Raw genomic sequence first — 13,484 nt, 5'->3', positions numbered from 1 at the left:
TCGCGACGACGTGCGTCGGCTCGTGGGAGCGGAACTCGCCGTCGCGGTAGTTCGGCGATGCGGTGGTGCGCTGGCGCTGCGACGCGGTCGTCGCACCCATCCTGCGCAGGATCGGGAGCTGCACGGGCTTCTCCTGCCTGTCGTGCCTCACGGTTCGGCGGCCACGCGGGTGCGGGCTGTCGTCATTCTCGTCCAGCGACGGGGCGGCCGCCCGAGTTCCCGGGACCGTATGCCGTGTGCCGCCTGGACGGGCCGGTCAGTCGCGGTCCTCGGGCGAAGCGCACAGCTCCCACCAGGGCTCGGAGTGGGCAGCTGCGACGGCGTCGGCATCGCCACTCGAGAGGTCGACGCGCTGGCCGACACGGGGGAAGGCGACGGGGACGCGTGCCTGGGCCGCACCCCGGCGGATGCGGCGGGCGGGCTCGGCCCACCAGTGCATCGAGAGGTTGAAGGTGGCCCAGTGGACGGGGACGAGGAGCGACTCTCGGGCGGCGGTCGGCACCGTGCGGGTCGTCACGGTGCGCTCGCCCTCCTCATGGACGCCCCCAGGGGTGTCGATGCGGTGGTCCCCCTCGATGAACTCGTCGGCCACCCCGGCCTCGTCCTCGGTCAGGGCGTGCATCTCGTCGCCGATGCGGTTGACGTCACGGTGCGCGGCGAGGGCCTGCTCGGGGTCCATGTGGATGTCGGGCCAGAACGGGTCGTAGGCGCCGACGGGCATGAGCGTCAGGTCGAAGGGGCCGAGGTCGGCCCCGATCGCGGCGAAACGCTTCGACGTGCCGGAGTCGCCGGGGTAGTAGGCGCTGTGGCGGGGACCCCGCAGGGCCCAGCCCGCCCACAGGGTCTGGCTGTCGACGAGCCCCCGGCCGGAGTTGTGCCGCGCCTCGGTGCAGATGAGACGGATGCCGGCCACCTCGGTCTCGTCGCGCCAGTCGAGCACCGTGATGCGCTGCTCGGGGACACCCCAGGCGAGCAGGTGCGCGTTGACACCGAGGGGTACGACGTAGTGCGGCCGGTGGGTCTCCTCGAGCCGAACGATCGACGGCTGGTCGAGGTGGTCGTAGTGGTCGTGGCTAACGAGCACGGCGTCGATGCTGGGGATGGCGGCAATCGACCCCGGGACCGGGTGCATCCGTCGGGGTCCGACGTGCCGGATCGGGGAGACGCGCTCGCTGAAGACCGGGTCGATGAGGAAGCGGGCGCCGTCGATCTCGAGCACGGTGGTGGCATGGCCGTACCACGTGACGGCGAGCTCGCCCGGCTGCTGCGGCGGCTCCGCCGGGACGACGGGGACCGTGCCGTGGGGCCTGCCGCGGTCGTGGACGCGGGTGGCGGCGACGAGGGCGTGCGTCTGGGCCCGGACCCGCGGACGCAGCGACGGCTCCTCGCCCTCGAACCGGCGGTTCGCGAAGTTCGGGGAGTCCAGGACGTGGGGCAGGACCGCCGCGGGCGAGGCGCCCATCCGGTTCATCACCCGCACAAACTGTCGCGCCCGGGTGCGTGAGGAGACCTTCTCGATGACCGACGAGACGGCACGGACGGTGGGGTGGTCGGAGGTTCCGAGGCTGCGCATCGAGCGCCTTTCCGCAGGTCGAGGGGTGTGCTGAACCTACCGTGCGCCAATTGGGCGTCATCATGGTGTTGACATGACACCATGATGGTGTCAGCATGATGCACATGGACATCACCGAGTACGTCGACGCACTGCGTCGGGATCTCGCCCAGGCGGCCAGGGCGATGGGTCCGGAGACCGAGCAGGCCGCAGAGCGGATCGGTTTCGCGCTCGACTCCTCGGCCCGGCTCGCCCTGATGGACGCGTTGTCCCATGCGGCGGCCGAGATCACCAACGAGCTCGAGGGCACCTCCGTCGAGGTCCGGCTGCAGGGCCGGGAGCCCGTCTTCGTCGTCGTGGGGGCCGGCCCGTCGGCCGTCGCCGACGACACCCAGGTCCTCGACCCTGGCGACACCAGGGTGGTGTCACTCGACGACGAGGGCGCCGAGACCTCTCGCATCACCCTGCGACTTCCCGAGGCCCTCAAGGTCCGGGCCGAGGAGCTCGCGACCGGTCGGGGCCAGTCGCTCAACACCTGGATCGTCAACGCGGTCCGCGCGGCCACCGCGGTCGGAGGGCCACCGATGCCCGGCTTCCCGCCGATGCCGCCCGGCCCGCAGTTCGGGCCCGGCGCCCCAGGGCGCAACCGCTCCTCCAACAAGCGCGTGCAGGGCTGGGTCCGCTGAGCGGCCCGGACAGACATCAGACCACTTCCGAGAAAAGGGGACATCCCATGGGCACGACCCTCGAGACCCGCTTCGACACGACGGGTCCCATCAACCTCAAGGCCGAGCTGCTCGTCGGCGACCTGACGCTGACCGTCGGCACCGCCACGACGACGACCGTCCGACTCCACCCGCACGGCAAGCACGGCGCCGAGATCGCCGAGAAGTTCACCGTCGAGGCCCACGGCAACGACGTCGCGGTTCTGGCGCCCAAGCTGCGCGACAGCTTCTTCTCCCTCGGCACCAAAGGCTCCGTCGACGTCGAGGTCGAGCTGCCCGCCGGGAGCGCGGTCGACGCCAAGACCGGCGCCGGCGACGTCACGGCCGCGGGGCTGCTCGGCGAGGTCCGGGCCGCGACCGGCGCCGGCGACCTGACCTTCCACGAGGTGGCTTCGGCCCGGCTCAAGTCGGGATCCGGCGACATCACCCTCCAGTCGGCGAGCGGCGACATCGACGCCAAGACCGGCTCGGGCGACATCACCGTCGCCGCGGGCGGCGGACGTCTCGACCTCGTCTCGGGCAGCGGTGACATCTCCCTGCGCCGCTCCGATGCTGCCGTCAAGGCGAAGACCGGCTCCGGCGACCTCCAGATCGGGGCCTCGACCGGCGACCTCGAGCTGACGACCGGCACCGGCGACATCACCCTCGACGGCGTGCACGGTGGTGAGGTGCGGGCCCGAACGGGCACCGGCGACGTCACCATCGCAGTGGCCCACGGGGTCGCGGCCTACCTCGACCTCAACACCGTCACGGGCGACGTCGACATCGACCTCGAGGAGACCTCGGGCCCCGGTGACGCCGAGGCCCAGGCTCGTCTGGTCGTCCACTCCGGCAGCGGCGACATCCGCGTCAAGCGGGCGCAGGTGAGCCTCGCATGAGCGCCGGGACCATGAACCTCACGCCCCAGGAAGCGATCGCCCGCGACCGCATCGTCGAGCGGGTCGCCGCAGCCCACCATGCGCACCACGTGCCCAAGCAGGCCGGCCGCATCCGCCGTCACGTCCGGGCCGCGCTCCTCCTGCGCAGCCTCGCCGAGCGGCTCGACCCCTCGGCCGAACGTCCCGCCCGCGCGGGCAACAGCCAGCACCCCGCTCCGGCTCTGCATGCCGGTCCCCGACCCTGGACGGCAGCGCCTCGCCGGTCCCCGCACCGGCACAGCTGAGCCACGCCTCCCCCGGAGCCCGTCGACACCAGTCGGCGGGCTCCGTGCTGGCCGGGCGTAGGTCGTCGTCCCCACCACCGGGCGTATGCCGTCCGCGCGCCCGTGCGCGGCCCGTCCCGACGGTGCGTGCGACCATCGAAGCATGTACGTGCCCCCGGCCAACGCCATGAACGACCCTGACGTCACGGCCTTCCTCGCGGCGCACGCGGCGGCACGCCTCGTCACCGTCGGTCCCGACGGACGTCCGGACTCGACGCTGCTGCCCGTGCTCGTCGACGGCGATCGCGTCATCGGCCACCTGGCCCGCGCCAACGATCATTGGACGCGCATCGCACCGGCGTCCCCAGGGCTCGTCGTGGTCAGCGGCGCCGACGCCTACGTGTCGCCGGGCTGGTACGCCACCAAGGCGCAGCACGGGCGCGTGGTCCCGACGTGGAACTACAGCGAGGTGCAGCTGCGGGGAGCGGTCACGGTCCACGACGACCCCGACTGGGTGCTCGACGTGGTCACCAGGCTCACGGAGCGGCACGAGGCCGGACGGGAGCAGCCCTGGGCCGTCGACGACGCCCCGGCGAAGTACGTCCGTGGCCGCCTGCGGGCCATCGTCGGCATCGAGCTCGTCGTCGACTCGGTGGAGGGCAAGGCCAAGCTGAGCCAGAACCGGTCCGACGCCGACCGCGAGGGCGCGATAGCCGGTCTGCGCGTCGAGGATGATGCCATGGCTCGTGTTGTCGCGGACGAGATGGAGCGCGCCCTCCGCGGTTGAGCACCCGCCAACCTCCCGGCTGCCACGACGAGCGCCTACCGCTACTCGTTCCGCGACGGGCAGCTCATCCGTCGCTGACCCCTCGGCCCGGACGGGAAGGAGCTCAGCGCGTCGGGTCGAGCCAGGCGTGCACGAGCGGCACGACCGACGCGCCCTCCCCGCTCGCCGCGGCCACGCGCTTCATCGAGCCGGCGCGGATGTCGCCCGCCGCGAAGACGCCGGGCACCGTCGTCTCGAGGCTCTCCGGCGGCAACCCCTCTCGCCACAGGTGCTGCGGCACGTCGCGACCCGTCAGCACGAAGCCGCGCTCGTCGCGGGCGACCGCGTCCGGCAGCCAGTCGCAGTAGGGCGCCGCGCCGATGAGGAGGAAGAGGCCGCGGCAGTCGCGACGCTCCTCGGCGCCGCCGGCAGTGTCGCGCACCGTGACCCAGCCGAGCCGGCCGTCCTCGCCGGCGCCGCCCTCGGTCACCTCGGAGCAAACCTTGACCCCGATCCGAGGGTTGTAGCGGATCTCGCCGACGAGATAGCTCGACATCGTCTCGGCGRGGGACTCGCGCCGCACGAGGATCGTCACGGATCGGGCGAAGCGCGCGAGGTGGATCGCGGCCTGACCGGCCGAGTTGCCACCACCGACGACCATGACGTCCGAGCCCTCCATCTCGCGCGCAGCCGTCATGGCGCTGCCGTAGTGGACGCCGAGCCCGACGAGCCGCTCGATGCCCGGCGCGTCGAGGCGGCGGTACTTCACGCCGGCCGACACGACGACAGCCCGCGCCCGGACGTCGCCGCCCTCGGTGTGCAGCACGTGCGGTTCCGGGCCGCCGTCCTCGCCGGCAGGACCTGCGGTGCCCGCGGGGGCCGGGGTCGACGACGTGCCCGGCGTGAACGACGTGACCGGCCAACCGGTGAAGAACTCGGTGCCGAAGCGGACCGCCTGGTTGCGCGCCCGCTGGGCCAGCCGCATACCCGAGATCCCCCTCGGGAAGCCGAGGTAGTTGCGGATCATCGACGACGTGCCCGCCTGTCCACCAATCGCTTCCGCCTCGAGGACGACCGTCGACAGTCCTTGGGACGAGGCATAGACGGCGGCCGCGAGACCCGCCGGCCCGGCGCCCACGATGGAGACGTCGACCACGCGGTCCACGTCGACGTCGGCCGGGCGGCCGTAGATGCGGGTGGCGACGTCGCGCACGCTGCGGGCCGTGGCGACGCGTTTGCCGAGGTCCATGACGAGCGGGTACTCGGGCGCGGCGTCACCCTCGACGTGCTCGATCACGGCACGCCCCTCGTCGCTGCCCGGGGCGTAGACGCGGTTGGGCATCCCCATCCGGTCGAGGTAGTCGCGGATGCTGAGCGTCAGGGCGTCCTCGACGGGGGAGACGATGGCCACCGCCACGACCTCGGGCTCGGCCACCGTGGAGCCCCAGTCGGACAGCAGCTCGCAGATGGCCGTGTGGAACTCCTCGTCGCGGGCGCCGCGCGGCATGAGCAGGTACGCGTCGTACTTGCCCTTTGCCAGCCCGCCCCGCAGGCGCTCGGCGTCCTCGCGGAAGCTCGAGACGTGGGCGGCGATGACCCGCCGCGCCGTCGGCACCGTCGCGCGCCACCAGAGGAAGGCCTCGAGCACCTCGGCGTCGGGCAGGCGCGACTCGGTGACGAACATCGCGACCTGACCGCCCTCGGCGACGACCCGCTTCGCCGCGAGCTTCGCCTCGTGGGCCGAGCCCGCGGTGGGCAGCTCGTAGTCGCGCGAGTAGCGCCCGAACTCGTCGAGCAGCTCCTCGGAGCGGGTCTCGGACACCAGGATGATCGCCGGGTTCACCCGATCGATCCTAGGAGGCGGAGCGCTCCGGGAGTATGCCGTCGCGCGAGTCCAGCGTCGCCGGTCGTTCGCGCAGGGTGAGCCAGAGGCGGTGTGCGGTGATGACGGCGAGGGCCCAGGCGAGACCGATGAGCCAGCCGGCCAGCACGTCGGTGAGCCAGTGGTGGCCGAGGAAGACCCGGGAGAGCCCCATGGTCACGACGAAGAGCGTGCCGAGCGTGACCGCCAGGCTGCGCTGCCAGGCCGCGGTGGTCTCGATGAGGACGAGATAGACGACGACCGTCGTGAGCACCGTCGCGTTGAGCGTGTGGCCGCTCGGGAACGACGGCGACACCTCCAGCGGCGGGACCGCCAGGGCGGCCTGCGGGCGGGCCCGGTCGACGAGGTCCTTGCCGACGATCGTCATCGCGAGCGACCCGGCGGCCGCGATGAGCGTCAGCACGATGGGCGTCCACCGCCGACGACGCCAGGTGATGACGGCGACGGCGAGCAGGGCGAGGATCGGCATGCCGACCGGACCACCGACGTTCGTGAACGCCGTGATGGCGGAGTCGAGCCCGGGTGAGCGGAGCGAGATCGCCCTGTCCAGGACGGGCTGGTCGACCACGGTCAGCCCGTCGCGACCGACGACCCCCTCGTAGACCGTCTCGACCCCCTCGACGAGAGCGGCCATGACGACGAGGGCGACGACGGCGAAGACGACGAACGCCACGTGCGCCGACGACCACGAGACGACCCGACGGGCGGCCGGCCGGGAGGCGCGTGCCACCCCGGCGAAGACGCCGACGAGCCACTGCCCGAAGCGGGTGTGCCAGGTCGTCAGGTCCCGGGCGCCGATCGTGTCGTCCGGTGTCTGCGGGCTCGGGGAGTCGGGCATGCCCCATCCTTACCCGCCACAGCACCTGTCCGAGTCGTTCAGGCCTGCCGCCGCTCAGGCCGCGAGGTGCTCCCGGGCCGGCTTCGAGGGAGCCAGATCCGTGACGGGGGCCTTGGCGCGTCGACCGAGGAAGCCGTTCGGCACGGACAGCCGGATGACCTTCTTCCACGCCGACCCCACCTGGCGCGGGAGCGAGCCCGTCGTGTAGGTCAGGCCGTACTTGCGGAACAGGGCCTGCACCTGCGGCGCGATCTGCTGGTAGCGGTTGCTCGGCAGGTCGGGGAAGAGGTGGTGCTCGATCTGGAAGCTGAGGTTGCCGGTCATGAAGTGCATGGCCTTGCTGCCGCTGATGTTGGCCGAGCCGAGCATCTGGCGGACATACCACTCGCCGCGGGTCTCACCCACGATGGACCGGCGTTCGAAGGTCTCGACGCCCTCCGGGAAGTGGCCGCACATGATGACCGAGTGGGTCCACAGGTTGCGGATGAGGTTGGCCGTGGCGTTGGCGGCGAGCGTGTTGACGAACGACGGTCCCGACAGCAGCGGGTGGATGACGTAGTCCTTCGTCATCTGGTTGCGGATCTTCTTCAGCGTCACCTTGGCGCGGGCCCGGAAGGCGGGGTCCTGGCGGCGCTCCTTGGTCGCGAGGTTCTTGCCGAGCTCGAGGTCGTAGGCGGCGATGCCGTACTCGAAGAAGCAGGCGTTGACGAAGTTCCACAGCGGCTGCGCGGCGTAGAGCGGCACCCAGCGCTGGTCCTCGTCGACGCGCATGATGCCGTAGCCGAGGTCGTTGTCCTTGCCGATGACGTTCGTGTAGGTGTGGTGCAGCTCGTTGTGCGAGTGCTTCCACTGGTCGGACGGGCTGGCGTTGTCCCACTCCCACGTCGTCGAGTGGATCTTCGGGTCGCGCATCCAGTCCCACTGGCCGTGCATGACGTTGTGCCCGATCTCCATGTTCTCGATGATCTTGGCGACCGCGAGGCCGGCCGTGCCGACGACCCAGGCGGGCGGGAACATCGAGACGAGCAGGAGGGCGCGGCTGCCGAGCTCCAGCTTGCGCTGGGTGGCGATGACCTTGCGGATGTAGGCCGCGTCGTCGGCTCCGCGGGTGTCGATGACGGACTGCCGGATGGCGTCGAGCTCGACACCGATCTGCTCGATGCCCTCGGCGGTGAGGTGGCCGATCGGGTTGTGGGTCTTCTTCTGCAGGACGGTCATGGTGACTCCTCTGGTTCGGAGGTCGGTGGGTCTGTGGGTGTCAGTGGTCGATGACGCAGGCGCCGGCGGCCGCGGAGATGCAGGTCTGGATGGGCACGCCCTGGCCCTCGGTCTCGCCAGGCGTCGCGGTCGTGACGGCGCCGGTGCGCAGGTCGCGGACGGCGCCCTCGCGCAGCGGCAGCACGCAGCCGAAGCAGATGCCCATCCGGCAGCCGGACGGCATCAGCACGCCGGCCGCCTCGGCGGCGTCGAGGATGGGGGTCGCGCCGTCGGCCTCGACCGTCGTGCCGGAGCCGGTGAAGCCGACCGTCCCGCCGTCGCCGACGACGAGCGTGCTGGCGCGGAACTGCTCGGTGAGCAGGCCGAGGCCACGCTCGTCGTGGTGGCGCTGGAGGGCGTCGAGCAGACCCCCGGGTCCGCAGGCGAGGGTCTGCCGGTCGTGCAGGTCGGGCACGAGCGTCCCGAGGTCGGAGACGTCGAGCACCCCGTGCTCGTCGTCGTAGCGCGCCACGAGGCGGATCAGGCCGGCCTCGTCGAGCGAGCGGAGGTTGTCGAGGAAGATCGAGTCCGGCTCGCTCGGTGCCACGTGCACGACGACGATGTCGTATGCCGTCGCGCGGGGCAGACGCACGACGCCCGAGTCAGCGACCGGGAAGAGGTTGCGGAGCATCCCGATGACCGGGGTGACGCCGGAGCCGGCCGTGACGAAGAGGAACTTGCCGCCGTCGGTCGGCAGCACGAACTCGCCCTGGGCCTGCTCGAGGTGGACGAGCGTGCCGGGTCGCGACTCGCGCACGAGGTGGGTGCTGACGAGCCCGTCCGGCACGGCCTTGACGGTGATGGAGATGTGGCCGTCGGGGCGCGGGCCGTGGGTGAGGGAGTAGGCCCGCCACTGGCGTACGCCGTCGACGTCGACCCCGATGCGGACGTACTGGCCCGGCACGTGCCCGGCCCAGTCGGCGCCGGGGCGGATGACGATGGTGGCGGCGTCCGCGGTCTCGGGGTGGACCGCGACGATGCGTCCGCGCAGGTCGGCGCCGGGACGCAGCGGGTCGAACAGGTCGAGGTAGTCCGCCGGCAGCAGGGGGGAGGTCGCGCGCTCGGCGAGCTGCAGGAACCGTCGCCGCAGGGAGGGGCGGTCGGCTCGGGTCGAGGTTTTCGAGGGCGCGGTCAGGCTCATGCCACCAGCATGACTGAGGGTCAAGGGTAAGATCCTGACCGGAAGGCGTGAAGTATCCGGGAACTCTTGTTCGGAGGGAACAGTCGATGGCCAAGCCCGCGGGCAGCGCAACGGTTCGGGGCGCTGCCGACCTCCAGCTGGACCATGCGGTGCTGCGCGTGCTGCGCGAGCGGCTGCCGGCCATCGCGACGACCACGGTCGCAGCCGTCGTCGACGAGGTTCCCGACTACCGCGGCGCTCTCGGTGGGGTGGCCGGGGACACGATCGAGCGCGCCGTGCAGATGGCCATCGCGGGCTTCCTCAAGCTCGCGGGGGGCGGACGCGACGTCGATGCGAGCACGCCGCTGGGCCCGACCCGCGAAGGTGCCTACGCCCTCGGACGAGGCGAGGCTCGAGGGGGACGATCGATGGACAGCCTGCTCGCGGCATACCGCGTCGGTGCCCGGGTGTCCTGGCGCGAGCTGGCCCGGGCGGCAGCCGAGGCGGGACTGCCGGCGACGACGATGGCGAAGTTCGCCGAGCTGCTCTTCGCCTACATCGACGAGCTGTCTGCGGCCAGCGTGGCCGGCCACACGGACGAGCTGACGACGAGCGGCCGGGTCAGGGACCGCTACCGCGAGCGGCTGGGGCAGCACCTGCTCGCGGGCGCGAGCGCCGACGTGCTGACCGCCGCCGCGGCCCGGGCCGAGTGGGCGACACCCACCTCGCTCACGGCCGTGCTGCTGCCCGCCGCCGGGGCGCGTCGGGCGCTCGCCTCGCTCGGGACCGACACGCTGCAGCTCGGCGAGGATTTGCAGGGCCTCGAGCACGTCGACCCCGACGACCCGCTCACCCTCCTGCTCGTCCCCGACGCCGACGGGCCCGGCCGGCTCCACCTGCTGCGGGTGCTCGCCGGTCGCCACGCCGTTGTCGGGCCGCCGCGCCCGTGGACCGACGCCCGCGCGTCCTACGACCGGGCCGCGCGCACCGTGGGCGTGGCACGGCCGACGCGCACGGGCGCCCCGGTCGACACCGAGGAGCACCTGGCCCACCTCGTCCTCACAGCCGACCCGGAGGCCTTGTCCGACCTGCGCGCCCGCGTCCTCGCGCCCCTGGCCGAGCTCGCACCCGGCACCCGCGACCGGCTCGCGGAGACGCTCCTGTCGTGGCTGCTGCACCAGGGACGCCGGGACGCGGTCGCCGCCGAGCTGCACATCCACGCCCAGACCGTGCGCTACCGGATGGGTCAGCTGCGCGAGCTCTACGGTGACCGCCTCAGCGACCCGGCGGCGGTGCGTGAGCTCGTGATCGCGCTGTCGGCCACGTCCGCCTCGTCCGCCTCGTCCTCGACGCCGGCGTAGCGGGTCAGCCGTGCCGCGACCGGTGCTCGGCCCGCCACTGCGTGTACTCGGTGACCTGCTCCACCGCGTCCCAGGCCTCCTTGAACACCCGGGCGGACTCGGCCTTGCCGGCGTCCTCGGGCCCGCGCGGGAGCTCCCGGCGTCCGTGCCCACCACTGTTCCCGCGCTGCTCCGGCGGCACGGGACCGTCGTACTTCCGGCCGCCGGGATGGTTGGCGTAGCGCCGCGAGCGGGTGTAGCCCATCTGGAGGAACTTGCGGGCCACGTCGGCACCGACGAGGTCACCGGCAGCGAGGTACTCGTCGAACCGCGCCCGGATCGCCGCCRCGCTCTCGCGAGCGACGTCGGGCGTGCGGAACCGCCAGAGCGGCAGCAGCTCGTCCTTGTAGGGCTGCACGCGCAGCACGCCCTGCTCACCGCGGCCGACGCGGTAGAGCTCGGGCTGGGCGCGCAGGTCGAGGGACTCGAGGTCGAGTCCGGCATACGGGTCCGGCGTCACCCGGCCATTCTGTCGGGTGTCGCGCCTGCCTCCGCGCCAAACCCGCCCCGGCTGAGCTGGCGCGGCGGTCGGGGTTCTAGGGTCGCGACATGACGGTCGTCGGCACTGACGGGCTCGCCCGCCCCACCTGGGCGTCGGTGGACCCTCTCCTCATGGACTACTACGACACCGAGTGGGGCATGCCGATCCGCGACGAGCGCGGGCTCTACGAGCGGATCTGCCTCGAGGGCTTCCAGGCCGGGCTGTCGTGGGCGACGATCCTGCGCAAGCGCCCTGCCTTCCGGGCCGCCTTCGCGAACTTCGACCCGGACGTCGTCGCGGCCTACACCGACGACGACGTCGAGCGTCTCCTCGGCGACGCCGGGATCATCCGCCACCGAGGCAAGATCCGCGCCACCATCACGAACGCGCGGGCCACGATCGCGCTGCGCGAGGAGGGCGGTCTCGTCGACTTCGTATGGGGCTTCCAGCCCGCCGACACCCCGCGACCGGCCGACCACACCGAGGTCCCCACCGTGTCCGATGAGAGCAAGGCCCTCTCAAAGGCGTTGCGCAAGAAGGGCTTTGCCTTCGTCGGGCCGACGACGATGTATGCGTTGATGGAGGCCGTCGGCATCATCGACACGCACCTCATGGGCAGCCACCGGCGTGGCAGCTCCGGCGTCTGGACCGCGTAGCCTCAGCCCAGGACCGCCTTGGCGGCGTTGTGGCCGGGGATCGCGCTGACGCCACCACCGCGGCGAGCGCCGGCTCCGCCGAGCAGGACGTTGTCGTATGCCGTCTCGACGCCCCACGTGCCCACCTCGGAGTCCCGCTCGGCCCACGGCCACTGCAGCGAGCGGTGGAAGATGTTCCCGCCGGGCAGGCCTACCGACTGCTCGAGGTCGACGGGGCTCTTGACCTCGACGCAGAGGTTGCCGTCGGCGTCGCGGGCGAGCACCGACTCGATCGGCTCGCCGAGCACCGAGTCGAGCGAGCGCAGGGTCGCCTCGAGGGCTGCCTTGGTCGCGGCCGTGTTGTCCTCCCGGAAGAGCCGGGCGGGCAGGTGCAGGCCGAAGAGCGTCAGCGTCTGCGCGTCGCTCGACGCGAGCTCCGGCCCGAGGATCGAACGGTCCGAGAGCGTGTGGCAGTAGATCTCGCACGGCGGCAGGTCAGGGATGCGCCCGTCGCGCGCCACGGCATACGTCTGCTCGAGCTGGCCGTAGCCCTCGTTGATGTGGAAGGTCCCGGCGAAGGCGGCCCTCGGGTCGACGGCGGCGTCGCGCAGGCGGGGGAGGCGGGTCAGCAGCATGTTGACCTTGAGCTGGGCGCCCTCGACGTCGTCCTCGGTGTCGACCGGGTCGGCACCGGAGGCGGCGAGCAGGCGGTTGAGCACGGTGGGCGCGCAGCCCGCGACGAGGTTGCCGCCCACAGCGCTGCCGTTCCCGGCGTCTCCGCCGGACCACGCGACCTCCCCCGTGGACGGGTCCACGGACGTGACCTCGGCTCCGGTGAGGATCGTCGCTCCGGCCGAGACCGCCGCTGCCGCAAGCGAGTCGGTGAGCGCACCCATGCCGCCGACAGGTACGTCCCAGTCGCCGGTGCCGCCCCCGATGAGGTGGTAGAGGAAGCAGACGTTCTGGCGCAGGTCGGTCTCGCCGAGCGAGGCGAAGGTGCCGATGAGGGCGTCGGTGGCGATGATGCCGCGGAGGGTGTCGTCCGCGGTGACCGACTCGATGAGCTCGCCGACGGGCCGGGTCGTCAGGGCGTCGAAGAGGTCGGTGTCACCGGAGAGGGCGCGCACCTCGTCCCGCGAACGCAGCGGTTCGAGCACGGTCGGGAAGACCCGCTCGGCCACGCCGGTCATGCGCGCGTAGAAGTCGGTCCACGCGGCATACGCGTCGTCATCGCCGGTCAGGGCCCGGAAGGCGGCACGGGTCGCGGCAGCGTCGCCGTGGTCGACGAGCAGCCCGCGGTCGGGGTCCGACGGCACCGGCGTGTACGAGGAGAACCGCCGCCGGATGAGCCGCAGGTCGAGGTCGAGGTCGCTGAGGACCTGGCGCGGCAGGAGCGACACGAGGTAGGAGTAGCGCGAGAGGCGGGCATCGACGCCGTCGAACGCACGGGCCGAAACGGCCGCGCCGCCCACGTGGTCCGCCCGTTCGAGTACGAGCACCTTTCGCCCCGCTCGCGCGAGGTAGGCGGCGGCCGTGAGGCCGTTGTGACCGGCCCCGATGATGACGTCGTCGTAGCGCACGAGGTCACCCTAGGCGACCGTGCGCAAGTGGGCACTCGACTGGACGCCCAGGGTCACCGAGTGCGTGTGGGGAAGTGGGCACTCGACTGGACGCCCAGGGTCACCGA

Annotated in this window: 13 protein-coding genes; 6 read left to right on the top strand and 7 right to left on the bottom strand. The window is 72.2% G+C overall.

What is annotated here, in order from left to right:
* Positions 1 to 256: 256 nt before the first annotated feature.
* Complete coding sequence (locus AC1DP0_RS08265) at positions 257 to 1,573, bottom strand: MBL fold metallo-hydrolase (protein ID WP_478083565.1); 1,317 nt, start codon at positions 1,571 to 1,573, stop codon at positions 257 to 259.
* A gap of 104 nt (positions 1,574 to 1,677) precedes the next feature.
* On the opposite strand from AC1DP0_RS08265, the gene AC1DP0_RS08260 reads away from it, so the two are divergent.
* The 4 genes from AC1DP0_RS08260 (at position 1,678) to AC1DP0_RS08245 (ending at position 4,205) form a co-directional block, all read left to right on the top strand.
* Positions 1,678 to 2,238 (top strand): toxin-antitoxin system HicB family antitoxin, encoded by a 561-nt coding sequence (locus AC1DP0_RS08260; protein ID WP_478083562.1) that lies wholly within the window; start codon positions 1,678 to 1,680, stop codon positions 2,236 to 2,238.
* A gap of 47 nt (positions 2,239 to 2,285) precedes the next feature.
* A complete protein-coding gene (locus tag AC1DP0_RS08255) occupies positions 2,286 to 3,155 on the top strand; it encodes a DUF4097 family beta strand repeat-containing protein (protein ID WP_478083560.1) in 870 nt (289 codons plus the stop codon).
* Positions 3,152 to 3,439 (top strand): hypothetical protein, encoded by a 288-nt coding sequence (locus AC1DP0_RS08250; protein ID WP_478083558.1) that lies wholly within the window; start codon positions 3,152 to 3,154, stop codon positions 3,437 to 3,439. Before AC1DP0_RS08255 ends, AC1DP0_RS08250 begins: the two co-directional genes overlap by 4 nt.
* Before the next feature lie 142 nt (positions 3,440 to 3,581).
* The gene (locus AC1DP0_RS08245) at positions 3,582 to 4,205 is read left to right on the top strand and encodes an FMN-binding negative transcriptional regulator (RefSeq protein ID WP_478083556.1); all 624 of its coding nucleotides are present in this window, start codon (positions 3,582 to 3,584) and stop codon (positions 4,203 to 4,205) included.
* A 103-nt stretch (positions 4,206 to 4,308) separates the two neighbouring features.
* Here the strand turns inward: AC1DP0_RS08245 and AC1DP0_RS08240 are convergent, their stop codons facing one another.
* From AC1DP0_RS08240 to AC1DP0_RS08225, 4 genes are read right to left on the bottom strand one after another with little or no spacing between them, the layout of a single operon-like run.
* Complete coding sequence (locus AC1DP0_RS08240; RefSeq protein ID WP_478083555.1) at positions 4,309 to 6,027, bottom strand: NAD(P)/FAD-dependent oxidoreductase; 1,719 nt, start codon at positions 6,025 to 6,027, stop codon at positions 4,309 to 4,311.
* A 10-nt stretch (positions 6,028 to 6,037) separates the two neighbouring features.
* Positions 6,038 to 6,904 (bottom strand): phosphatase PAP2 family protein, encoded by an 867-nt coding sequence (locus tag AC1DP0_RS08235; RefSeq protein WP_478083553.1) that lies wholly within the window; start codon positions 6,902 to 6,904, stop codon positions 6,038 to 6,040.
* Between the two features lie 54 nt (positions 6,905 to 6,958).
* A complete protein-coding gene (locus AC1DP0_RS08230) occupies positions 6,959 to 8,122 on the bottom strand; it encodes a fatty acid desaturase family protein (protein ID WP_478083551.1) in 1,164 nt (387 codons plus the stop codon).
* A 40-nt stretch (positions 8,123 to 8,162) separates the two neighbouring features.
* Positions 8,163 to 9,302, bottom strand: coding sequence for a ferredoxin reductase (locus tag AC1DP0_RS08225; RefSeq protein ID WP_478083549.1), 1,140 nt, complete (start codon positions 9,300 to 9,302; stop codon positions 8,163 to 8,165).
* 86 nt (positions 9,303 to 9,388) lie between these two features.
* Between AC1DP0_RS08225 and AC1DP0_RS08220 the strand changes: the two genes are divergently transcribed.
* Positions 9,389 to 10,642: a PucR family transcriptional regulator gene (locus AC1DP0_RS08220; protein WP_478083547.1), complete on the top strand. Its 1,254-nt coding sequence runs from the start codon at positions 9,389 to 9,391 to the stop codon at positions 10,640 to 10,642.
* A gap of 4 nt (positions 10,643 to 10,646) precedes the next feature.
* Here the strand turns inward: AC1DP0_RS08220 and AC1DP0_RS08215 are convergent, their stop codons facing one another.
* Entirely contained in the window at positions 10,647 to 11,141 is a 495-nt protein-coding gene (locus tag AC1DP0_RS08215) for a DUF4385 domain-containing protein (RefSeq protein ID WP_478083545.1), read from the bottom strand.
* Between the two features lie 89 nt (positions 11,142 to 11,230).
* On the opposite strand from AC1DP0_RS08215, the gene AC1DP0_RS08210 reads away from it, so the two are divergent.
* Positions 11,231 to 11,818: a DNA-3-methyladenine glycosylase I gene (locus AC1DP0_RS08210; protein ID WP_478083543.1), complete on the top strand. Its 588-nt coding sequence runs from the start codon at positions 11,231 to 11,233 to the stop codon at positions 11,816 to 11,818.
* 2 nt (positions 11,819 to 11,820) lie between these two features.
* Here AC1DP0_RS08210 and AC1DP0_RS08205 read toward each other — a convergent pair whose 3' ends face one another.
* On the bottom strand, positions 11,821 to 13,377 hold the full coding sequence (locus AC1DP0_RS08205) for a phytoene desaturase family protein (RefSeq protein WP_478083541.1): 1,557 nt from the start codon (positions 13,375 to 13,377) through the stop codon (positions 11,821 to 11,823).
* Between the last annotated feature and the right edge of the window lie 107 nt (positions 13,378 to 13,484).

The organism is Terrabacter sp. P5_B1 (assembly GCF_056400505.1).
Note: the sequence above shows the minus strand (reverse complement) of the source record. Positions and strands in the feature narration are given on the sequence as shown.

Excerpts from the sequence above, each read along its gene's own strand:
- AC1DP0_RS08245 (WP_478083556.1), top strand. The coding sequence starts at position 3,582 with ATGTACGTGCCCCCGGCCAACGCCATGAACGACCCTGACGTCACGGCC.
- AC1DP0_RS08210 (WP_478083543.1), top strand. The coding sequence starts at position 11,231 with ATGACGGTCGTCGGCACTGACGGGCTCGCCCGCCCCACCTGGGCGTCG.
- AC1DP0_RS08255 (WP_478083560.1), top strand. The coding sequence starts at position 2,286 with ATGGGCACGACCCTCGAGACCCGCTTCGACACGACGGGTCCCATCAAC.
- AC1DP0_RS08235 (WP_478083553.1), bottom strand. The coding sequence starts at position 6,904 with ATGCCCGACTCCCCGAGCCCGCAGACACCGGACGACACGATCGGCGCC.
- AC1DP0_RS08260 (WP_478083562.1), top strand. The coding sequence starts at position 1,678 with ATGGACATCACCGAGTACGTCGACGCACTGCGTCGGGATCTCGCCCAG.
- AC1DP0_RS08230 (WP_478083551.1), bottom strand. The coding sequence starts at position 8,122 with ATGACCGTCCTGCAGAAGAAGACCCACAACCCGATCGGCCACCTCACC.
- AC1DP0_RS08265 (WP_478083565.1), bottom strand. The coding sequence starts at position 1,573 with ATGCGCAGCCTCGGAACCTCCGACCACCCCACCGTCCGTGCCGTCTCG.
- AC1DP0_RS08225 (WP_478083549.1), bottom strand. The coding sequence starts at position 9,302 with ATGAGCCTGACCGCGCCCTCGAAAACCTCGACCCGAGCCGACCGCCCC.
- AC1DP0_RS08220 (WP_478083547.1), top strand. The coding sequence starts at position 9,389 with ATGGCCAAGCCCGCGGGCAGCGCAACGGTTCGGGGCGCTGCCGACCTC.
- AC1DP0_RS08250 (WP_478083558.1), top strand. The coding sequence starts at position 3,152 with ATGAGCGCCGGGACCATGAACCTCACGCCCCAGGAAGCGATCGCCCGC.